The following is a 22,240-nucleotide window of genomic DNA, read 5'->3' as shown; positions in this document are numbered from 1 at the left end:
TCCTCCGGAAGCAGTTGCGCGTCTGGCGCTGCACCTGGTGCAGCCTGGCCTCACGCGCAAATGGATGAGTGCTGCAAGGGCCGGTCGGTCAACGACCGGCGCTGTCCTGCAGCATGGGCTGGCGTGCTACGGCCGGTCAGAAGACCGAGGCGTAGTCGCCCAGCTCGACCTGTACCGACTTGATGCGGGTGTATTGGGCCAGCGAGCTGATGCCGTTCTCGCGGCCAACGCCCGATTGCTTGTAGCCGCCCACCGGCATTTCGGCTGCCGACTCGCCCCAGGCGTTGATCCAGCAAATGCCCGCTTCGAGCTGGTGGATGATGCGGTGGGCACGGTTCAGGTCGTTGGTGCACACACCGGCAGCCAGGCCGTATTCGGTGTCGTTGGCGCGGCGGATCACTTCTTCCTCGGTCTCGTAGCTGAGGATGCTCATGACCGGGCCGAAGATCTCTTCCTTGACGATGGTCATGTCGTCGCGGCAGTCGGTGAACACGGTCGGGGCCACGAAGGCACCCTTGCCGAAGTCGCCTTCGGTCAGGCGCTCGCCGCCACACAGTACGCGGGCACCTTCTTCCTTGCCCTTGGCGATGTAGCCCAGCACGCTTTCCATGTGCTGGAAGCTGACCAGCGGGCCGAAGTTGGTGTTTTCATCTTCCGGGTTGCCGGCACGGATACGCGCCACGCGCTCGAGAATCTTGGCTTCGAAGGCGGCCTTGTGCTCGGCTGGGATGAACACGCGGGTACCGTTGGTGCACACCTGGCCCGAGCTGTAGAAGTTGGCCATCATGGCGATGTCGGCGGCCTTGTCCAGGTCGGCGTCGGCGCAGATGATCAGCGGCGACTTGCCACCCAGCTCCATGGTCACTTCCTTGAGCGAGGAACTCGAGGCGCTGGCCATGACCTTCTTGCCGGTGGTGGTGCCGCCGGTGAAGGAGATCTTCTCGATGCGCGGGTGCTCGGTCAGCCAGCTGCCGACTTCGCGGCCGCTGCCGGTCAGTACGTTGAACACGCCGTCCGGCAGGCCGGCTTCGGTGTAGATCTCGGCCAGCTTGAGGGTGGTCAGCGAGGTGACTTCCGACGGCTTGAAGATCATCGCGTTGCCGGCAGCCAGGGCCGGTGCGGATTTCCACAGGGCGATCTGGATCGGGTAGTTCCAGGCGCCGATACCGGCAGTCACGCCCAGCGGTTCGCGACGGGTGTAGACGAAGGACGATTCGCGCAGCGGAATCTGCTCGCCTTCGATGGCAGGGACCAGGCCTGCGTAATATTCCAGTACGTCAGCGCCGGTGACGATGTCGACGTAGCGGGTTTCGGAGTAGGACTTGCCGGTGTCCAGGGTTTCCAGCATAGCCAGCTCGTCGTTGCGTTCGCGCAGGATGTCCACGGCGCGGCGCAGGATGCGCGAGCGCTGCATGGCAGTCATGGCCGCCCACACTTTCTGGCCGCGCTCGGCGCTTTCGACAGCCTTCTCGACGTCAGCCTCGGTGGCGCGTTGCACGTGGGCAAGCACTTCGCCGGTAGCCGGGTTGATGGCTTCGAAGGTGGCATCGGTGCCAGCGTCGACGTAACCGCCATCGATGTAGAGTTTTTGCGTTCCGAAACGGGCCATAGTGTCCTCGCAAGTGCAATGTGTGTGTAGGCCAGGCGTCACGCTCCTGCCGTGCTGGCAGAGGCCGTGCGCCGTTTTTCAGCAGCAGGGTCGGTGCCCAGTGTGCGCTGCTTGGCCAGTTGTAGATCCATGTATTCGTAAGCGATCCGTATCGCCTGGTCGGTGTCGAAGGCATCCCCCGACAAGGCTCCACGCAGCCACAGACCGTCGATCAGAGCCGCCAGCCCGCGGGCTGCCTTGCGTGCATGGTAAAGCGGCAGCACGCGGCGAAACTGGCAACACAGGTTAGAGTACAAACGGTGGTCATTGATCCGTTGCAACCTGTGCAGATCGGGCTGGTGCATGCTGGAAGCCCAAAAGGCCAACCAGGTTTTCATCGCCGGGCCATTCACCTGGCTGGCATCGAAGTTGCCCTCGATTATCACTTTCAGGTGGGCGCGCGGCGCATCGTCCGTCAACGCCTGGCGGCGTGCTCGCACGCCTTCGTTGAGCATGCTCATGATGTAGCCCATCGTCGCTGCGATCAGGCCGTTCTTGTCCCGAAAGTAGTGACTGATGATGCCGTTCGACACGCCGGCCAAACGGGCAATGAGCGCAATGCTGGCGTCCCCCAGACCGACCTGATCGACCGCTTGTAACGTGGCTTCGATCAACTGCTGACGGCGGATGGGTTGCATACCGACCTTGGGCATCTTGCTTTCTCCTCAGGTCTGCGAGCAGACGACCAGCGTCTGACTCAGCGAAGACCAGTCTATTTTGTTTTGATTGAACGTTCAATCAATAAAGAATAAGCTCTGCGACAATTTGTGCCATTGACAGCCCATGTGACGGCTCCAGCGGCATCGATTGAAACCTTAGGAAATCGCGCAAACCCAGGGCCGGCAAGGCTTGTAACGGGGGCGATCGATAAAGGACGCAGACGCCGTCGCAGCGTGGAAGACCTGCGACATGCCTCAGGATCGGGCGATATCCCTGTGACCAATGCGCGCACTTTCAACCGTGCGCAGCGTTTTGAAGCGGTGGTAACGGCGTATGTGTTGCAGCGGATCGGTTCGAAACCGCGATTTCCAGGGTGCTTTTATAACACCTGATGCAGTGGGGGTATTCCACCAAATGCTCAGGAAGACCGATTAGCCTCCACTGCCGTTCTGCCCGGAGCCTTCTTGCAATGAGTTCTGCCTCACTAACCAAACCCCCCGCCGAGAGGGTACGGGTCAACCGCGTGGTGTTCTACACCTCGGCGCTGATGATCCTCGTTCTGACTGCCTTGCTTATCGCTGTTCCTGAAACTGCCGGCCGCGTACTGGGCGTCGCCCAGCAGTGGCTGACGCGCAGTTTCGGCTGGTACTACATGCTGGTGATCTGCGGCTACTTGCTGTTCGTCATCTACCTGGCGTTTTCCGACTACGGCAAGCTCAAGCTGGGCGGCAAGGAAGACCAGCCTGACTTCAGCTATGGCGCCTGGGCCGGCATGCTGTTCTCGTCGGGCATCGGTATCTCGCTGTTGTACTTCGGCGCATCCGAGCCGCTGGATCACTACTTCAATCCGCCCGAAGGCACGCCGGCCAGCCTGGAAGCGGCGCGTCAGGGCCTGCAGCTTACGTTCCTGCACTGGGGTCTGCACGGCTGGGCGATCTACGCCCTGGTGGGCCTGGCCGTGGGTTATTTCGCCTACCGTCACAACCAGCCGCTGGCACTGCGCTCGGCACTTTATCCACTGGTGGGCGAGCGCTGGGTCAAGGGCGCTGCCGGCAACGCTGTGGATATCTTCGGCATGTTCGTGACCCTGCTGGGCCTGGTCACCAACCTTGGGATCGGCTCGATGCAGGTCGCGTCGGGGCTTGAATACCTGTTCGGCATGGACCACAGCAAGACCAACCTGCTGGTGGTGATTCTGGTAATGGCTGGTGTTGCCACAGTGGCAGCGGTCTCGGGCGTGGAAAACGGCATCCGCCGCCTGTCCAACCTGAACATCGCGCTGTTCAGTGGCCTGCTGATCTTCGTCCTGCTGGGCGGCGAAACCCTGCACCTGCTCAACGGCTTCGTGCAGAACGTGGGCGACTACCTCAACGGCATCGTGCTGAAAACCTTTGACCTGTATGTGTATGAGGGTGAGGCGGGCAAGTCCGAACGCTGGTTGGGCTTGTGGACGGTGTTCTATTGGGCCTGGTGGATTTCCTGGGGCCCGTTCGTAGGCATGTTCATTGCCCGGATCTCCAAGGGCCGTACCGTGCGCCAGTTGGTCAGCGGTGTGCTGTTGATCCCGCTGGGCTTCACCCTGGCGTGGCTGTCGATCTTCGGCAATACCGCCCTGGACTTGGTGATCAACCATGGCGCCGTGGAACTGGGCAAGACCGCCCTCGAGCAGCCGTCCATGTCAATCTACCAACTGCTGGAATACTTCCCGGCAGCTAAGATCGTGATCGGTGTGGCCGTGTTTGTTGGCTTCGTGTTGTTCCTGACCCCAGCGGACTCCGGCGCAGTCATGATGGCCAACCTGTCGTGCAAAGGTGGCAAGGTCGACGAGGACGCCCCGCACTGGATGGTGGTGTTCTGGTCGGTGATCATCACGCTGGTCACCATCGGCTTGTTGTTCGCCGGCAACTTCGAAGCCATGCAGACCATGGTGGTGCTGGCAGGCCTGCCGTTCTCGGTGGTGCTGGTGCTGTTCATGTTCGGCTTGTACAAGGCCATGCGGCAGGACGTGGCCATGGAGCAGGAGCGGGCCGAACTGGCCGCACGTGGCCGTCGAGGCTTCAGTGAGCGCCTGACTCAGCTCGAACTGCAACCGACCCAGGCAGTGGTACAGCGCTTCATGGACAAGCAGGTAAGCCCTGCGCTGAAGGATGCAGCGGCCCAGTTGCAAACCCAGGGCTTCGACGTCGAGACCCGGGTCGGCCAGTCGCGCAACATGATGGGCCTGCGGGTGATGATGGAAGAAGGCAACCCCTTCGTCTACGAGGTCAGCCTCGATGGTTACATGGCTGCACCAACAGAAGCCCCGGCCGAGGGTGAGCCCGAGGTACGGCAACGCTTCTACCGCGCCGAAGTGTATTTGCACGACGGTAGCCAGGAGTATGACCTGATGGGCTTTGCGCCTGAACAAATCGTGCGCGATGTGCTGGATCAGTTCGAGAGCCACCGCCAGGTGTTGGGGCGGGTCTACAGCTGACGCACGACCTGGCCTAGCAATATGTACGGCCAATGACCACACGTGCGTGGCTACGGTGGGTCTCCCGATTCAAGGAGGCCCACCATGCCCACCGCTCGAGCCGCTTCATACGACTTCAAAGCCCAGGTCAACGCGCAGTTTTCTGGTCGGCCTACCTTACGGCAGGTAGCCAGCCTGCAAATCATGGGCTTGCTGATCGAGCACTACCCCCTGATTGCCGTTCATCGCCCACGCTCAAGGATGCCAACCAGCTGAGCCTGGTCAGGGCGAACCCCGATGGGCACCAACGACCCTTCCACTCGTAGACGAGATACTCAAGGCCAAGCTGCACAACCGGGTGCTGGACTTCACGCCAGTGGCCAACATCAATCAGTATCTGCTGCTCAGCGGCAAACACTTCTTTGCCATCCCCGACCCGTTCGAGACTGCCGAGGGCGATCAAATCGATCTCGTGGCTCTGCAACCTGCCTTCGAAGACCTGCTGCTTTTACTGGACGACTATTTCAACGCGGCACAGGTCAAGTACTGGCGTGCTGTCGGCAGTATGGGCGTCAGCCGCGATCGCTGGCTGCAGCTGGTCATGATAACGGCGCTGCTGCACAACCTGTCGCTTCACGGCTTGAGCGCTCGGTAGCAGGCTTGTCTGCGTGGACTCTTGGGCAGCCCCAGTGAGCGGCCGACTGTGTTCATGGTGGAGATGGTACGTCCCTATCAGAACAGCAGCGTTAGCCGTTTCCTGCCAGATCTCATCGTACAGGGACAGTGGGACGAGGGTGAGGCAGTGCTGTGGTGCAAGCCGTCCGGCGTGGTGTGGACGTTCGACACGCTGGATGAATCTGCGCAGGCCCTACAGCAGGAGTATCCCGCCCTTGTGGACGAGCAAGGGATGGTATGGCATCGGCATGAGCTTGGAGGAGACCCTTTTGCGCACCGCCATCAGCCACCGTGAAGATCAGCTGATCATGGATTGGTTGACGGTCGACTACCCCAAGCAGCTTGTCTGGCGATTGGATATCGGCGCCACTTACCCGGCATATGTGGTCACCCATCTCGACGACGCGCAGCGTCAGCCTGAGCGGGTCAAACGCTTCGCAGGAGAATGGCGAAGCGCATTACTGCACAGCGCCTTGCAGGCAAAATTGAGGGGACAGTTAAGCGAAATCGGTCTTCAGGCTATTTCCGATTATTGCGGCGGCAGGGTGGACGCAATGCAACCGGCCAGCACACTGATGCCGTTCGCATTGCGACGTGCACCGGACAGTGAGCAATACGATCAGGTACATGGCATGTATGTTCTGGTCAATCAGACGCCTGGAACAGTTGTGCTGTACAGGCCCCTTTACGGTAGTAGGGCCGTGCTGGAGTTCACAAGCACAGACGCCTTGATGGATGAGGTGCGCAACAACGTTGAGCTGCAGGCCAGCATTCTTGACTGGCTAACGCCTGAAGCTCGCCCGGTTTACGACCACGGCGGGTTCAGCGAGCCCCATCTGGGGCACTCGATTATCGATACCTCGATCTTGCCCGGGCGTGTTGCGCCTGCTCAGTTCTGGGCCAAACCCTGGCTAAATGATGTCGACCTTCAGTTGTACAAAGCCAACCGCGATTTGCTGGTCGATCTGGCCGAACGCAGCTCGGTCGCCAACGCAGAAAGCCAGTGGGCGGTTCTCACTCAAGGTGCCTGGTTGCTGTTCGACGTAGCTTCAAAGCCAACCTGGCGTTGTTGCCTCGAACTGATGCTGAAAGTGCGTTGAGAGGGCGAATCGAGCATGCAATCACTGAGCTTGACGACCATCGTCAGAAGCTGCTCAAGACCTATTATTTGACCTGTAAAACCCCTGCCATGAACGCGCTCAAATTCCTTTACGAACTGGGTGAGATTACCGTTAGCCGAGCAGATCGCAGAGTGCCGTTGGGAACAAATGACTATTTGGATACCTACGAGATCAAACGGGTACTAGGCAAGCCTATCTGGGAGGCTCACTTTCATTATCCTGCCGTGGACACGGCAGATCAGGACTTTTCTCGTGGGCATCTGAAATTGTGGGAGCAGCGCAGGCTTGGGCATCAAGCTATGTTGCGGGCCGCAAAGAAACAGCAAGTGCTCTCCATCTACCGTGGCCAGCTACGTAAAGGCGATGTGGAGGGCATCATTCCATTCGGGTAACGATGTTGACTGTGATGGCCTGTGCTCTGCTCGCGGCCAGGTGGCAGAGCACATTGCGGTCTGTGGCTGATGAGCGTACGCCTCAACTAACTCACCGTTAAACAGAATGCTCAATCCAGGCCAAGCAATATGTAGCGACGCGGACCTTGCGACTTGTAGCAGCCTCTTGGTTTTTCAAGAGGTGTGTAAACATGAACAATCCTGCAACGCCCATATTCGATTTCAAGCAGGCAGTAGCCAGGTTTTTTTCAGGCAGGCCAACGCTGCGACAGGTGGCCAGCAAGCAGTTGTTGCAGCTATTGAACGACAAGCTGCCATGGCTGGCCTTCACCACACCTGCACTGACGTCCGCAGACCCCCTGACCTTGGACAGCCCAGACCCCGCTACACCTTACTGGGCGACTGAACCTTTCGTAGATCGAATACTTAAAGCCATGCTCGAGTCTGAGCCACTCGATCTGGAGCCTTTGCCCGACGGGCGTCACCACAATGTGGGGTTGACTGCAGGTTTCCGCTTTGCAGGGTCCGAGGCGCCATTGGACACTCGGCAACTTAGTGGGGTCTCTACAGCGCTCAACGAGTTGGTCGAGCAACTACCTCAACATTTCTGTGAGGCTCAGTTGCAGTACTGGAACAGTCAGAGCGATGCCGGTATCACCCGTGATCACTGGATGCAGCTGTTGCTCAAAATTGCACTCCTGCGTGGTTTGCCCCTTCAGGACCTGGACACGCAAGAGCAGGCCTGCCTCAGAGGCCTCATCAGCGCAGAGCCAAACCATGCAGCCGTTTACGCCGTGCGGGTTACGCTGGGTGATAGACCGCTGGAGCATGAACAAAAGCTGTGTAACTTGCTGGTTTGCGGGGAGTGGGACGAGCGAGAAGCCGTTCTGTGGTGCGCACCTTCGGGTATCGTGCGCAGCTTTGGCTCGTTAAGCGATTTCAGTGTTGCGTTGCGTGATGAGTTGGCACAACGCTACGCGTTCGATCGTATGACCTGGACCCGTTATCCAATCGAAGGGAATGTCTTTGCAGCACAAACCGCTTTGTTGTTACAGACGCTATTCGACCGGGTCGACGCTGCGTGTTTGCGTGGTTTGAGCGATGTCACAGCACTTGAAGCCCGTTTTGCAAGGCTGAGCGATCTCACTGACTGGTTCATAAGTTATGAAAACGATACCCCCGCAGTAAACACGCCGCCTGGGCTGTGGAGCGCTGCCGGCAGGGACACGTTCGCATGGGGCGCTGCACTGGTGCAAATTGCGACCTATCAACTTGAGTCGGACGGTATTGCAGCGCTCGATGGTGTCGAGTCGCTTGAGGCATACGCCCGTCAACGCCTGACCCAGCAGATGATCCAGGACCATGAAGAGAGCTGCTCACCCGACGATATTGTGCTGGACCTGGCCATGGCACAAGGGATCCCGGGTGGTGCTGCTACCGGTGCAGGCGGCGGGGAGCCTCTTGAATATGCGGGAAGCAAGAGTCTGACAGACTTCGCCATCGGTAACCTGGCCTCGCTCAAGGGAGCGATCATCACCCAGGTCCGCCACCGCAGCGGTGGCGAACGCCCTGACTGGCTCGATGCCAAAGCCGCCAGGCAGCTTGTATCCCAAGTTGATATCGGTGCGCACTATCCCCGTTATGTGGCCGACGCATTGAAAGCCCCGGACAGGCGTACCGAGCGGGTTCGAAAGATGGGTAAAGAATGGCGAAGCGCTTTGCTCGCCAGTGCCGTCACGGGTATGACTGACGGCAAGGTCAAGGAAAACGGCTTGCAGTGCGTGGTTGATTTCTGCGCGGGGCATGTGGACATAGCCGACCCGCGGGTGTTGCTCCTGCCGCTGGTGTTTCGACGCAGCGCCTCCTCCCGGCACGTCGACAAGGTTAGCGGCATGTATGTGCTTTACTGCACCGAGCCAGCTTTGGTACTGCTGTATCGGCCGCTCTTCAAGCAAGATACGCTTCGCCAGTACGCAAGCCTCGACGCATTGTTGGAACACGTCCGGGAATCGCAGCGGCTGCAAGACAGCATCCTGCCGTGGATGGAGCCCGCGGCACAGGCGATCTACCAGAACGGTGGCTTTCTCGAGCCACATATTGCCGTGCTGAACCAGGACTTTTTCACACCGCCTGAAACGCCGGCTCCAGCAACATTGTCCGTTGAATTCTGGCGCTCGGATATCGATGAGAAACTGTATACCGCTAATTGTGAGCTGCTCGTGCAGCTTGCCGAAGCTCATACTGTGTCAAATGCCGAAAACCGCTGGCAGACCCTCACCGAAGGTGCCTGGCTTCTTTTTGATGTAGCGACCCTGGCGGTCTCGGGCCCGATTGCTTCTGTTGCCTGGCTAGTGCAGTTGATGGCCGCGCTGGAAAACGACTTGCTGGCGCTTGAGCAAGGCAATGCGTTCAGTCGCTGCGCCGCCATTGTCGATCTGTTGCTCAACATGGGGATGACGCTGTTGCATGCACGGCGGCCTCCAACACTGCCGCTGGTCGTTGAAACACCTCTAGATGCCGGGGCCTTTATGGGCCCTGCACCCCAGCGTGGCGCCTTTGCCGAGCTAGCAGTAGACCCGACATACGTTGATTTGGTCGATGGTCAGACACCACGCGTGCTGTCCAGCCGATGGCTTGACTTCTCATGGCGTGGTCAGCAGGGGTTCAACTGGTTGCCTGCAACCCAGAAAGCTGCATTGTTGGCCATGCGTTCGAGCGTTTCACTCGCAGGGCTCATGCCACTGACTGCCGGGGAAGCTGCCGGGCTCTACCTGATAGGTGGCAATCATTACGTCATGCTCGCGAGTGAGGTCTACCGCGTGGAGCTTCTACCTGCCGGTGTTAGAGTGGTCGATAGCCAAGCTAATCCAGGGCCATGGTTGACCCGCGTTGACGGCGTATGGCGCATAGACTCGTCGCTGCGCCTTTCGGGAGGTATGAATCGCAGCGGGACTCGCGCTCGCCTTGCCAACCAATTCCGTGAGCTGCACAAAGCGATCAATGCCCATGATGAACGCAGGGTGGCGGCTTCCAATGAGTTCCACCGGCTAGGCGCTGAAGTGGTGAGCTTGCAATCGAAGCTGACTGCGCTTAGAACCCGCAGAGAGAGTACACATCAAGCCCAAGCTGCGCTTCCGCCAGGTGAGGAATCACAGAAACTCCAGCTTCTGATCGACCAGTTCGATGCGCGTATTGCTCAATGGGAGGCTGAGGCCGTCAGCATGCGAAAGGCTGCCGTTCAGCAATTGGAAACTGCCGTTGTTGCAGATACAGCGATCCTGCCGCTGCTCTCAGCCATGAAAGAGCCGAAGTATCGCACCGAGTTGGACAAAGGCGGGTGGAATGAAATTTTGCCAGGCTACGAGGTCACGACTCGCGCAAATATCATCCGGAACAGTGATTTCATCGTGACCGAGCTGTGGAGCCTCAGCGATTATGCTGACCTTGACCAGCTGCAAAAGCGTATCGAGGGGCAAGACCTGACGCAGGTGAGGGCTGAGTATCAGCGCTTCCGACAACGATTGACGCTTGTTGTCGATATGCAAGACCACGTGCTGACCGCCTTTGAACACCTCGATCAACAGCTCGCCGATACACCCGATGACTTTGAAATCGTAGGCGCGGACGGCGACGCACCTCGGACGACAGGCGGGTTGATTGCGTTGCGCAAATTCACCACCGTACAGATGCGTTTCCATCAGGTACTCAACTTGGCGGATCTGGCACTGCACCTTGACGATGCAGCAGGCCAGAAAAAACTCTTTGGCTACCGTGAAGATCTGGCGAGCATAGGGTTGCGCAATGCGGCTGAAGCCCACGGCGAACTGGATTTTGCCAATCTAGAGGCCCAGGATCGGATCTCGATTCTGCAGGAAGCCTGGGACGAGTACTCTGCCGCCCTGCTCAACAGTGATCGTATCCGCAGAGACGGCGGCAATCTGATTGAGCCAGCCATGCTCGACCGTTATCGCGCACATGTGGAAAAGCTCAAGCTCGATGCCGGTCGGCGCCTGCTTGAAGCGGCGCGCGAACAAGATGGGGGGCAGGGCAACAGCACGTCCAACGCACGTTCACCTTACAAGGCTTCCGACACACCGCAGCATCTGGTCCGCAATGCACACGGGCAATTGCTGTTTGGCACGCAAGTGATCGTGGACGGAAAACCACTACTGGAAGTTCGTGAATCGTTCAGCAATGAGCTATTGGCGATCTTCGAGAAAGTGGACGGGCAATGGCAGCAGCGCGAGCCTGCCAAACGGCCTTCATTGTCTGATGAACCACCACCTGCGGATTTGAGCCTGTGGGTGCAATCGCTGATCGAAGAAAGCGATGCGATCAGGGAAAAGGCTGAGGCCTATGTCAAGAACGATATCAAAAGTGGCGCCCTGGTCCAGCTTTACGACACCCAGCTCGAAAAGATGGATCAAGCGGCAGCCGTTGTCCGGGATGGAGGCGGCAACGACATGCTGCTCAGGGCTCTGGAGCGGCACGCCGATGCACTGCGGGCGGACAAGAAACTGCAGCTCACAACACTCTATACGGACACCAGCTATCCCTCTGCCGAGGCTTTGAAATTCCTGCACAACGAAGGCTTGCTCAAGGTGGAGTATGTGGAACGGCGAACCATGCAAAATGGCACTGCCTTCGATGAATACAAAATCTTGCGCCTGCCGAGCAAGCGCAATCTCTGGGCCGCCCATTTTCATTTCGACTCGCCCGACGCATACGCCGAAGACTTCACCGTCGGGCATTTGAAAACCTGGAAGCAACGACGCATGAGCAGCCAGTTGGCTGCTCAGTCAGGCCTTCGTCTGCACCGAGGAAGGCTTACGCTGGAACAGGCACGGGGCATCATTCCGTTCACATGACCTGCTTGACGGGCATCGTTCGCGATGCCCGCTCAACGGTTGCTGTAGCGGCCTTGCTTGCCATGGGCGGGCATGGCCAGGTTGCTTCGTTCGGCAATCATCTGCTGTAGGTTGATCAGCTTCACACCCTGTCGCGTGAGGTTTGGCAGCTCGCGCTCCAGCACTTCGAGGGTCTGTGGATACGGGTGGCCAATCAGCACTGCCGAGCCCTGCTTGCGTGCCAGGGCGATGCCTTGGTGCAGTTGGTGCGTAATTGCCTCCGGCGTGCGGTCATCATCCAGAAATACATCCCTGGAGACATTCGCCGTGCCCTGTGCCTGGGCTTGTGCCGCGGCCACGGTCGCAGCGCTGGTGCGGCTGTCGACGAAGAACAGGTCGCGGCGCTGTAGCTCACCCATCAACCAGGTCATGGCGTCGCGTTGTGCCGTCATGCGGCTGCCCATGTGGTTGTTCACGCCAGCGGCATAAGGCACCTTGGCAAGGGCCGCATCAAGACGCCTGGCAAGCTCGTCTTGCGGCACGCCGGGGTGCCAGGCATAGGGCCCGGTGGCCGGGTCCATGGGCATGTGCAGGATGACGGTTTTACCCGCCTTATGCGCCTGGCGGGCGAAATCGGTGGCATGCGGGGTGTCGGGCATGATGGCCATGGTCACCGGCCCCGGCAGCGCCAAGGTTCGACTGTCGCGTTCGGGGCTTTGGCCGAGGTCATCGATGATGATGCTCATGTAGGCCTGGCTGGTGGGCGCCGCGTGCGCCACGCCCGCCATCAGCCCGATCAGCAGATACAGCAAATAACGCATGGGTGGCTCAGCTGCCTTTGGTGATGTTCAGGCCCTTGAGCAGGCTCAGGGCCTGGCTCAGCTGGAAGTCGTTGTCCTGCGGCCGCTCCTTGCGCTTGCTGCTGCCGGTGGGACGGTCGGCGCCCCCATTGCCGTTGCCCAGGTGCCCCTGCAGGTCGGCTTCCTTGAAGTTGTCGTTGTCCGCTTCGGCCGTAAGCTTGGCCTGGCGGACCTCGATGTCCGGCACGATACCCTGGGCCTGGATGGAGCGACCGTTGGGGGTGAAGTACAGGGCAGTGGTCAGCTTCAGGGCACGGTCGTTGGCCAGGGGCAGCACGGTCTGGACCGAGCCCTTGCCAAAACTGTCGGTGCCCATCAGCACGCCGCGCTTCTGGTCTTGCAAGGCGCCCGCGACGATTTCCGAGGCCGAGGCGCTGCCGCCGTTGATCAGCACCACCAGTGGCACACCTTCGCTGGCATCGGCAGGGTCAGCCGAGAAGCGCAGCTCGGAATTGGCGATCCGCCCTTTGGTGTACACGATCAGGCCCTTGGTCAAGAAGTGGTCAGCCACTTCCACCGCCGACTGCAACACGCCCCCCGGGTTGTTGCGCAGGTCCAGGATAACGCCACGCAGCTTCTTGCCGTTGTCCTTGCGCAGCTTGGCCAAGGCCTTGCCCACTTCGTCGCCGGTCTTGACCTGGAATTGGGTGATGCGGATATAGCCGTAATCGTTCTCGAGCAGTTGGCTCTTGACGCTTTTAACCTGAATGACTGCACGAGCAAGGGTCACATCGAACGGCGTACCCCCATCGCGCACCAACGTCAGGGTGATCTTGTCGCCCACTTTGCCGCGCATCTTGTCCACGGCCTCGGTCATGGTCTGGCCGCGGGTCGGTGCGCCGTTGATCTTCACGATCAAGTCGCCCGCCTGCACGCCGGCCTTGGACGCTGGGGTGTCATCAATGGGCGAGACCACCTTGATGAAACCGTCTTCCTGGCCGACTTCGATGCCCAGGCCGCCAAACTCACCGCTGGTACTTTCCTGAAGCTCTTGAAAGTCTTCAGGACCCAGGTAGGCCGAGTGAGGATCGAGGTTGCTGAGCATGCCTTTGATGGCGTTTTCCAGCAGGGTCTTGTCATCGACAGGCTCGACGTAAGCTGCCTTGATACGGTCCATGACCTCGGCGAAGGTGCGCAGCTCTTCAAGCGGCAGCGGCGCTTTGGCAGTGACCTCGGTGACGGGCACGGCAGCCGCCTTGGCAGGCTCTGCAGCAATGGCCAGGGGTGCGCCGACCGCCAGGGCGATGGACAGGGCCAGCTGGGTAAGACGGGGCGAGTGCAGCATGTCGAACGAACTCCTGATCCTGTAGACGCTCCCTTCGGAGCATGGGCACAGCACACGCTGCGCCACATAAGTTTGACTAGCCGCGGCACCACTGGGAGGGGTCGGAAGGCCGGCCCTGCTGGCGGATGGCGAAATACAGACCGGCAGCCTCCTGGCCACCGCTATCGCCGACTGTCGAAATGGCTTCGCCCGCCTTGACGACGTCACCGGCGCTCTTGAGCAGGCTCTGGTTGTGGCCATACAGGCTCAGGTAACCATTGCCGTGGTCGAGAATGACCAGAAGACCGGCGCCACGCAACCAGTCGGCGAACACCACACGGCCTCCATGGACAGCCCGCACCTGAGTACCGGGGTTGGCACTGATCATCACCCCGTCCCACTTGGCGCGTGAATCACCGCCACGGGCATCCCCGAAGCGTGCCAGCAATCGACCATTGACGGGCCATGGAAGTTTTCCGCGGGACGCAGAAAATGCGCCGCCATAACTGGCACCGTCGCTCGAAACCAAGGGGCCGAGGGTCGCGCGGGCCTTGCGAGGTGGCTCGACTGGCTCGGGCGCCTTGTCACGGGCTGCGGCGGCGAGTGCCTCTTGCTGGCGGCGTTTTTCCGCCTCCTGCTGAGCCAGCAGTGCGCGTTGGCGTGCCTGCTCGGCTTCACGCGCCTGGCGGGCCAGGGTTTCCTCGATGGTCTTGAGTACCTTGGAAAGGTCGGCCTGGTCCTGCTCGCGGGCGCGCAGCTTCTGGTCGCGGTCCTTCACATCGCCGTTGAGCTTGGCCAGCACCTCGCGGCGCTTGCCTCGTTCGACTTCTAGCGCCTGGCGGCGGGTATCGAGGTCGGCGCGCTGGGTCAGCAATTGCGCTTGCTGGTTGCCGATGTCACGTTCGACACCGGCCAGTTGGCGCAGGGTGTCATTGAAGGCGCGCAGTTGCTCCAGGCGCGCCTTGCTCAGGTAGTCGTAATAGGTGAGTGTTCGCGCGAATTTTTCGGGGTTCTGCTGGTTGAGCAGCAGCTTGAGGTATTCCTCACGGCCATTCTGATAGGCCGAACGGGCCTGGATGGCAATCAGCCGCTGTTGTTCAACGCGGGCGCTCTGGAGTTTTTTTTTCTCGGTATCAAGGCGCTCCAGCTCGCCCTCGGTCTTTTTTAGTTGCTGCTGCAGGGCCTCCACCTGCTTCTCCAGGTTGCCGATGTCGGTTTCGGTGGCCTTCAGGTCTTTCTGCACGCCGGCCTTTTCTTCCTGGAGCTTGCCCAAGGTTTTCTTGAGCTCGGCGATGTCCTGGCGGGTGGCGTCCAGTTGCTGCTGGGTCTGTGCGCGCTCGTCGGCGAACGCCGGGGTGAGCAGGCAAGACAAGGCGAGAAGGATCAGGGCGCGAAGCATGGGTTTGGCATACCGGGGATGGAGACTGGCCTAGTATGAATGAGCGGCAGGCTGCACGCTACACGCCACAGGAAAGGGCCGCGAACTGGCCCGTGCTTCTTGTGGCGTGTGGCATGACTGTCAGGCGTCGATCAGGATGGACGTGCCTGTCATCTCGGCAGGCTTCTCCAGCCCCAGCAGCTTGAGCATGGTCGGTGCCACGTCTGCCAGCACTCCGCCTTCGCGGACCTTGAGGTTGCGCTTGCCTACATAGATGAACGGCACCGGCTCGGTGGTGTGTGCGGTGTGCGCCTGGCCGGTGGATTCGTCTTCCATTTGCTCGACGTTGCCATGGTCAGCCGTGATCAGTGCTTCGCCACCGACCTTGTCCAGCGCCGCGACGATGCGGCCCATGCAGCCATCCAGGGCCTCGACGGCCTTGACTGCGGCATCGAACACACCGGTATGGCCAACCATGTCGCCGTTCGCGTAGTTCACCACGATCACGTCATGACGCTGCTGCTCGATGGCTTCGACGATGCGGTCGGTGACTTCGGGCGCGCTCATTTCCGGCTGCAGGTCATAAGTAGCGACCTTGGGCGATGGAATGAGGATGCGCTCTTCGCCTTCGAATGGTTCTTCGCGCCCGCCCGAGAAGAAGAAGGTGACATGTGCGTACTTTTCGGTCTCGGCGATGCGCAGCTGGGTCTTGCCATTGTTCGCCAGGTATTCGCCCAGCACGTTGTGCAGGCTGGCCGGCGCGAAGGCGGCCGGCGCCGGGATCTTGGCCGAATACTGGGTCAGGCCGATGAACGCCGCCACTTTCGGCAGACGCGCGCGCGGGAATTCGTTGAAGTCCGGCTCGACGAACACGCGCGACAGCTCGCGGGCGCGGTCGGCGCGGAAGTTCATGAAAATCACTGCATCGCCGTCTTCGACCTTGACGGGCTCGCCGATGCGCGTGGCCTTGACGAACTCATCACTCTCATCGCGGGCGTAGGCTGCTTCGAGACCGGCCAGGGCAGTGTCGGCGGTGTATTGCGCGTCACTGTCTACGATCAGGTTGTAAGCGGCGCTCACCCGGTCCCAGCGGTTGTCGCGGTCCATGGCAAAATAGCGGCCGATGAGACTGGCGATGCGGCCTTTGCCCAACCGGGCGAACGTGGCATCGAGCAGTTCGATGGAGGACTGGGCGCTGCGCGGCGGGGTGTCGCGGCCATCGAGGAAGGCGTGCAGGTAGATTTTTTCGGCCCCACGCTGCGCAGCCAGCTCAGCCATGGCAACGAGGTGGTCCTGGTGGCTGTGAACGCCACCGTCGGACAGCAGGCCGAGAATGTGCACGGCCTTGCCAGCGCCCGCCGCCGCATCGACCGCACCGGTGAGCACCGGGTTGGTGAAGAACTCGCCGTCACGGATGGCCTTGGTGACGCGGGTGAAGTCCTGGTAAACGACGCGCCCGGCGCCCAGGTTCATGTGGCCGACCTCGGAGTTGCCCATCTGGCCATCCGGCAGGCCGACATCCATGCCCGAACCGGAAATCAGGCCGTGCGGCTGGGTAGCCTGCAAGCGGTCGTACACCGGCGTGTTGGCGGCGTGGATGGCGTTGTACTCAGGGCTTTCGCTGTAACCGAAGCCGTCCAGGATGATCAGGACCAGGGGTTTGGGCGTGCTCGTCATCAATCAAACTCACGGTTGTTCAAAGATGATAAAGACACGCATTTTAGGGCAAATGCGCCGGTGTGGGCGAATAATCGTCCTCAAGCCCGACCGGCGCACCCTCACGGCATTGTGTAACGGCACTTGCTTCGCGGCCCGGTCAGGCTTTGGTGGCACCGGGCTGGTGTGTATACTGGCCGGCATTTTCAATCGCGTGGAACACCCCAGATGGTTGCTAACCTGATTCAATTCGCGACAAACCACTACCTCCTGGTGGCGATCTTCGTCGTTCTGCTGGCGGCATTGCTGGTCAACGAAATCCGCCGTGGCGGGCAGAGCCTGAGCAATGGGCAACTCACCGCCCTGGTCAACGCCGACAAAGGCCTGGTAATCGATATTCGCCCGGCCAAGGAATATGCTGCCGGTCACATCGTCGGTGCGCTCAGCATCCCCCAGGACAAGCTGGCCACCCGCATGACCGAGCTTGAAAAGCACAAGGACAAGACCCTGATCGTGGTGGACGCGATGGGTCAGCATGCCGGCACCGTGTGCCGCGACCTGCTCAAGGCTGGTTACAACGCTGCCAAGCTCAGCGGTGGCGTTTCCAGCTGGAAAGCCGACAACCTGCCTTTGGTGAAGTGATATGAAACCTGTCATCGTCTATTCCAGCGACTACTGCCCCTACTGCATGCGTGCCAAGTACCTGCTCGAAAGCAAGGGTGTGGCATTCGAGGAAATCAAGGTCGATGGCAAGCCGCAGGTTCGCGCTGAAATGACCCAGAAGGCCGGTCGCACCTCCGTGCCGCAAATCTGGATCGGCAGCACCCACGTCGGTGGCTGCGATGAACTGCATGCCCTGGAGCGCGCCGGTAAGCTCGACGCACTGCTTGCCGACTGATTTTTGCACTGCATTCCCAAACATTAGGATAAGGATCTGCCATGACTGACCAACAGACCACCGGCGCTGCTGCAGAAGACAACAGCCCTCAGTTCTCGATGCAGCGCATCTACGTGCGTGACTTGTCGTTCGAAGCCCCGAAAAGCCCGCAGATCTTCCGTCAGACCTGGGAGCCGAGCGTTGGGCTTGACCTGAACACCAAGCAAAAGGCCCTGGAAGGCGACTTCCACGAAGTGGTGCTGACCCTGTCGGTGACGGTCAAGAACGGTGACGAAGTCGCCTTCATCGCCGAAGTGCAGCAGGCGGGTATCTTCCTGATCAAGAACCTGGATGCCGAGTCGATGAGCCACACCTTGGGTGCGTTCTGCCCGAACATCCTGTTCCCGTATGCCCGCGAAACCCTGGACAGCCTGGTGACCCGTGGCTCGTTCCCGGCCCTGATGCTGTCGCCGGTCAACTTCGATGCGCTGTATGCGCAAGAAATGCAGCGCATGCAGGAAGCCGGCGAAGCACCCACCGTGCAGTGATCGCCCGCATCACGAAAAGCGCCCTTAGTGGCGCTTTTTGTTTGCCTGGCATAAAGCCCCTAGCAGGCCCCCGTGGGCTATTGCGCTGCTGCGTAGCGCTTTGTCAGCTGCCGGCAAACCCATTCTGGCGCCAGGCTTCATAGACCGTCACCGCCACTGTGTTGGACAGGTTCAGGCTCCGGCAGCCGGGGCGCATGGGCAGTCGCAGCCGTTGTTCGGCAGGCAGGCTGTCCAGCACTTCGGTCGGCAGGCCGCGGCTTTCGGGGCCGAACAGAAACGCATCGCCTGGCTGGTAGGCCACTTCATGGAAAGGGTGCGAACCTTTGGTCGTGAAGGCGAAGAGCCGTGGCTGGCCCAGGCTTTCGAGGCAGTGCGCCAGGCTCGGGTGGCGCTTGAGCGTGGCATACTCGTGGTAATCGAGGCCTGCGCGGCGCAAGCGCTTGTCGTCCAGTTCGAAGCTGATGGGTTCGATCAGGTGCAGCGCGCACCCGCTGTTGGCGCACAGGCGAATGATGTTGCCCGTATTGGGTGGAATTTCGGGTTGAAAAAGGATGACGTGAAACATGCACGGCTCCAAGCATGAAGATGGCGAGCATTCTACCCCTGAACTGGACGTGCGATCGAAAGCCTTCCCTCGGGTGATGCTTTCATTGGCGATTGTGGGCGTGATGATCGGCTTGATGATTGGCCGCCTGACCGCGCCCGTCGAGCGTGAGTTGCAGCAGGTGAGCGTGGCGCAAGACGGGTTGGTGTTGTGGTTCAACGCAGAACCCAAGCTGCATGGCGAGATTGTGGAAGGCACCGTGGCGTTGCTGTTTCAGGCCAAGGGCCGCCCTCAGCGAGGGCAGCTGACCGTGCGTGGCAAGCCGGTCAGCTGGCGAGTGCAGGACAGTCAGGAGGGCCTGCTGTTGACGGTGGTGGCTGCGCGTACGCTGCAGGGTCACTGGTCCAGTGAAGAAGTATCTGGACGGTGGCGTGTGCAGGTGGACCTGCACGAATAAAAGAGGGGATTCCCGGCCTGCCTGTACCAAGGTCCCCGAAACGTGTGCGTGAGCGAATAAAAGAGGGGTCACCTGGCCTGCCTGTACCAGGGCCCCGAAACTGGAGTTATTTGTCTTATTGCAGGTGCCGTGCCAACTTTTGAACCCTGTTAATGCGGGGTAAAAGGGGGAAAACGGCCAGTATGCGCGGCCATTTGTGCCTTCAGGCGGTGCGTGTGGCACAGCAACGGTGCACCTAACCCTCAAACTGAAAAGGGCCGCTAAGCGGCCCTTCTCTGGTGTTCTGCAGCAGTCGACGCCTAGTGGTCTTCACCCTCTTCCTCATCACCACCGGCGACGTTCATGCCCAGCTCCTTGATCTTGCGCGTCAAGGTATTGCGACCCCATCCCAGCAACAATGCCGCATCTCGGCGCCGCCCTGCGGTGTGCTTGAGGGCCGTCTCGATCATGATGCGTTCGAAACTCGGTACGGCGCTGTCGAGCAAGCTGGTCTGCCCGCGCGCCAGTGCCTGGTCCGCCCACTGGCGCAGCGCTTGCTCCCAGTTGGTAACCGGCGTGGCATCCTGCGGCAGGTTCAATAACTCAGGTGGCAAATCGCCGATCAGTACCTCACGGCTCGAAGCCATTACCGTGATCCAGCGGCAGGTGTTTTCCATCTGTCGCACGTTGCCCGGCCATGGCAGGTTGCGGATGAATTCCTCGGTCTCGGGCTTGAGTACCTTGGGTTCTACCGACAGCTCCTGGGCCGCCCTGGCCAGGAAATGGCGAGCAAGGGCGGGAATGTCTTCACGGCGATCTGCCAACCGAGGGATATGAATGCGAATGACGTTCAGGCGATGGAACAGGTCTTCGCGGAACTTGCCGGCCTGCACCAGCGCCTCCAGGTTCTGGTGGGTCGCTGCAATGATGCGCACATCGACCTTGACCGGAATGTGGCCGCCGACGCGATAGAACTCGCCGTCGGCCAGCACGCGCAGCAGGCGCGTCTGGGTATCGGCCGGCATGTCGCCGATTTCATCGAGAAACAGTGTGCCGCCGTCCGCTTGCTCGAAGCGTCCTCGACGCAGGTTGGCCGCGCCAGTGAAAGCGCCTTTTTCATGGCCAAACAGCTCCGACTCCATCAGGTCCTTGGGGATCGCCGCCATGTTCAAGGCGATGAAAGGTGCGGCTGCCCGCGGGCTGTGCCGATGCAGTGCGTGGGCGACCAGCTCCTTGCCCGTACCGGACTCGCCATTGATCAGTACGGTGATGTTGGAATGGCTCAGGCGCCCGATGGCACGGAACACCTCCTGCATTGCCGGTGCTTCACCGATGATTTCAGGCGTGCGCGCCAGGTTTTGCGGCACCTCCAACCCTTGCTGCTCCTGGGCGTGCTGGTTGGCACGCTTGACCAGGGCAACCGCTTCATCCACATCGAAAGGTTTGGGCAAATACTCGAAAGCGCCGCCCTGGTATGACGCCACTGCGCTATCCAGGTCCGAGTGTGCGGTCATGATGATGACCGGCAGGCGAGGGTGTTGGTCGCGTATCTGCGCCAGAAGCTCCAGGCCACTGGAGCCAGGCATGCGGATGTCGGAAATGATCACGTCTGGCTGCTGACGGGCCAGGCGACCCATGACACCCTCGGCGCTGTCGAAGCTCTGGGTGGTCATCCCTTCCTGTTGCAGGGCTTTTTCAAGGACCCAGCGAATGGAGCGATCATCGTCGACGATCCATACGGTTTCACTTCGGCTCATGAGGCGGTGGCTCCTTGTTCCAGGGGCAGATAGATTGAGAAGGCGGTGTGGCCTGCGTGGCTTTCACACTCGATCAGCCCCTGGTGCTGGCTGATGATGTTTTGGGTAATGGCCAGGCCCAGGCCGGTACCGTCCGGGCGACCACTGACCATGGGGTAGAAGAGGGTGTCCTGCAGCTCGGCAGGGATGCCAGGGCCGTTGTCGATGATCTCGACGCGTGCCACCAGGCGATGGCGCACGTGGCCGATGGTGAACTGGCGCAGTGCCCGGCTGCGCAAGGTGATGCGGCCCAGGCGCAGCTCATTTTGCGAGCTGATGGCCTGCATGGCGTTGCGCACGATGTTGAGCACCGCCTGGATCATCTGTTCGCGGTCGATCAGCACGTCCGGAAGGCTGGGGTCATAGTCGCGCGCCAGGGTGATGCAGCCCTGGCTTTCGGCCTCCACCAAGCTGCATACCCGCTCCAGCACCTCGTGGATATTGGTCATGGCCAGCGACGGCAGCTTGTTCGAGCCCAGCATGCGATCGACCAGGTTTCGCAGGCGGTCAGCTTCCTCGATGATCACGTTGGTGTAATCGCGCAAGCTCTCTTCGGGCAACTGACGCGCCAGCAATTGTGCTGCACCGCGAATACCGCCCAGCGGGTTCTTGATCTCATGGGCCAAGCCGCGCACCAGCATCTTGGTGGTCTCTTGCTTGCTCAGCTGGGCTTCTTCCTTGGTGATGCGCAGCAGGCGATCGCGCGGGTGGACCTCCAGCAAGAGCAAGGTCTGGCCCAGGTGCAGGATTGGTGTGACGGCATAGTCCACCGTGATGGTCTGCCCCGTCAGCGAGGTCAACTGGGCTTCACGCTTGGTGAAGGGGTGCGCCTGCTCCACGGCCTGACGCAGCGAACTCAACGCTTCGGTGGACTCGGTGAACAGTTCGCTGATGAACTGCCCGTGACTGCGCTGGCCACTGACGGCTAGCAGCATTTCGGCGGCCGGGTTCATGTACTCCAGCCGCAGCTCGGCATTGAGCAGCAGCGTGGCCGTGGTCAGGTTGTCCAAAAGCAGACGGTGTTGTGCATCGCTGATGGTCATGGTGCGGCGTCGACCTCTTTCGGTGCTTGCTGGCAAAGGAGGC

At 60.4% G+C, this 22,240-nt stretch carries 18 protein-coding genes; 9 read left to right on the top strand and 9 right to left on the bottom strand.

Translation table 11 applies throughout. The features are described from left to right. Positions 1-136: 136 nt before the first annotated feature. On the bottom strand, positions 137-1,609 hold the full coding sequence (gene betB / locus FS777_RS02070; RefSeq protein WP_023532870.1) for a betaine-aldehyde dehydrogenase: 1,473 nt from the start codon (positions 1,607-1,609) through the stop codon (positions 137-139). A 38-nt stretch (positions 1,610-1,647) separates the two neighbouring features. Then, positions 1,648-2,301, bottom strand: coding sequence for a transcriptional regulator BetI (gene betI / locus FS777_RS02065; protein WP_058639167.1), 654 nt, complete (start codon positions 2,299-2,301; stop codon positions 1,648-1,650). A gap of 476 nt (positions 2,302-2,777) precedes the next feature. On the opposite strand from betI, the gene FS777_RS02060 reads away from it, so the two are divergent. From FS777_RS02060 to FS777_RS02040, 5 genes are all read left to right on the top strand, one after another. Next, positions 2,778-4,781, top strand: coding sequence for a BCCT family transporter (locus tag FS777_RS02060; protein ID WP_058639166.1), 2,004 nt, complete (start codon positions 2,778-2,780; stop codon positions 4,779-4,781). Positions 4,782-4,995: 214 nt separating this feature from the next. Beyond that, entirely contained in the window at positions 4,996-5,415 is a 420-nt protein-coding gene (locus FS777_RS02055) for a hypothetical protein (RefSeq protein WP_145253782.1), read from the top strand. A gap of 289 nt (positions 5,416-5,704) precedes the next feature. Next, positions 5,705-6,535, top strand: a complete 831-nt coding sequence (locus FS777_RS02050) for a dermonecrotic toxin domain-containing protein (protein ID WP_145253779.1) — start codon at positions 5,705-5,707, stop codon at positions 6,533-6,535. A gap of 89 nt (positions 6,536-6,624) precedes the next feature. Next, positions 6,625-6,948: a hypothetical protein gene (locus tag FS777_RS02045; RefSeq protein ID WP_058639162.1), complete on the top strand. Its 324-nt coding sequence runs from the start codon at positions 6,625-6,627 to the stop codon at positions 6,946-6,948. 191 nt (positions 6,949-7,139) lie between these two features. Continuing rightward, a complete protein-coding gene (locus tag FS777_RS02040; protein WP_145253776.1) occupies positions 7,140-11,816 on the top strand; it encodes a DUF6543 domain-containing protein in 4,677 nt (1,558 codons plus the stop codon). Between the two features lie 32 nt (positions 11,817-11,848). On the opposite strand, the gene FS777_RS02035 is transcribed toward FS777_RS02040, so the two are convergent. The 4 genes from FS777_RS02035 to gpmI form a co-directional block, all read right to left on the bottom strand. Continuing rightward, the gene (locus FS777_RS02035) at positions 11,849-12,616 is read right to left on the bottom strand and encodes a divergent polysaccharide deacetylase family protein (RefSeq protein WP_058639160.1); all 768 of its coding nucleotides are present in this window, start codon (positions 12,614-12,616) and stop codon (positions 11,849-11,851) included. A gap of 7 nt (positions 12,617-12,623) precedes the next feature. After that, positions 12,624-13,940, bottom strand: coding sequence for a S41 family peptidase (locus FS777_RS02030; RefSeq protein WP_058604251.1), 1,317 nt, complete (start codon positions 13,938-13,940; stop codon positions 12,624-12,626). 76 nt (positions 13,941-14,016) lie between these two features. Then, positions 14,017-15,318 (bottom strand): murein hydrolase activator EnvC, encoded by a 1,302-nt coding sequence (locus FS777_RS02025; RefSeq protein WP_145253773.1) that lies wholly within the window; start codon positions 15,316-15,318, stop codon positions 14,017-14,019. A 120-nt stretch (positions 15,319-15,438) separates the two neighbouring features. Further along, on the bottom strand, positions 15,439-16,974 hold the full coding sequence (gpmI, locus tag FS777_RS02020) for a 2,3-bisphosphoglycerate-independent phosphoglycerate mutase (protein WP_058604253.1): 1,536 nt from the start codon (positions 16,972-16,974) through the stop codon (positions 15,439-15,441). Between the two features lie 207 nt (positions 16,975-17,181). Here gpmI and FS777_RS02015 point away from each other — a divergent pair, with 207 nt between their 5' ends. Genes FS777_RS02015 through secB form a run of 3 tightly spaced genes read left to right on the top strand, consistent with a single transcriptional unit; the run spans position 17,182 to position 18,378 of the window. Further along, complete coding sequence (locus FS777_RS02015; protein ID WP_023532978.1) at positions 17,182-17,595, top strand: rhodanese-like domain-containing protein; 414 nt, start codon at positions 17,182-17,184, stop codon at positions 17,593-17,595. Between the two features lies 1 nt (position 17,596). After that, positions 17,597-17,851 carry a glutaredoxin 3 gene (grxC, locus tag FS777_RS02010; RefSeq protein ID WP_023532936.1) on the top strand — a complete coding sequence of 85 codons (255 nt, stop codon included), beginning with the start codon at positions 17,597-17,599 and terminating at the stop codon, positions 17,849-17,851. A 41-nt stretch (positions 17,852-17,892) separates the two neighbouring features. After that, positions 17,893-18,378: a protein-export chaperone SecB gene (secB, locus tag FS777_RS02005; protein WP_023532907.1), complete on the top strand. Its 486-nt coding sequence runs from the start codon at positions 17,893-17,895 to the stop codon at positions 18,376-18,378. Between the two features lie 103 nt (positions 18,379-18,481). On the opposite strand, the gene trmL is transcribed toward secB, so the two are convergent. After that, positions 18,482-18,943, bottom strand: coding sequence for a tRNA (uridine(34)/cytosine(34)/5-carboxymethylaminomethyluridine(34)-2'-O)-methyltransferase TrmL (trmL, locus tag FS777_RS02000; RefSeq protein WP_058604254.1), 462 nt, complete (start codon positions 18,941-18,943; stop codon positions 18,482-18,484). Between trmL and FS777_RS01995 the strand changes: the two genes are divergently transcribed. Next, positions 18,942-19,379, top strand: a complete 438-nt coding sequence (locus FS777_RS01995; protein WP_058639157.1) for a hypothetical protein — start codon at positions 18,942-18,944, stop codon at positions 19,377-19,379. The genes trmL and FS777_RS01995 overlap by 2 nt on opposite strands. A gap of 299 nt (positions 19,380-19,678) precedes the next feature. Here the strand turns inward: FS777_RS01995 and ntrC are convergent, their stop codons facing one another. Together ntrC and glnL are read right to left on the bottom strand one after the other, a co-directional pair. Beyond that, positions 19,679-21,115, bottom strand: coding sequence for a nitrogen regulation protein NR(I) (gene ntrC / locus FS777_RS01990; RefSeq protein ID WP_058639156.1), 1,437 nt, complete (start codon positions 21,113-21,115; stop codon positions 19,679-19,681). Next, positions 21,112-22,197 carry a nitrogen regulation protein NR(II) gene (gene glnL / locus FS777_RS01985; RefSeq protein WP_058639155.1) on the bottom strand — a complete coding sequence of 362 codons (1,086 nt, stop codon included), beginning with the start codon at positions 22,195-22,197 and terminating at the stop codon, positions 21,112-21,114. Before glnL ends, ntrC begins: the two co-directional genes overlap by 4 nt. Positions 22,198-22,240 lie beyond the last annotated feature (43 nt).

The organism is Pseudomonas sp. DE0157, assembly GCF_007678615.1.
In the GTDB taxonomy this organism is placed as follows: domain Bacteria; phylum Pseudomonadota; class Gammaproteobacteria; order Pseudomonadales; family Pseudomonadaceae; genus Aquipseudomonas; species Aquipseudomonas parafulva_B.
The sequence above is the reverse complement of the archived record's forward strand: the minus strand, read 5'-3'. Positions and strand labels throughout refer to the sequence as shown.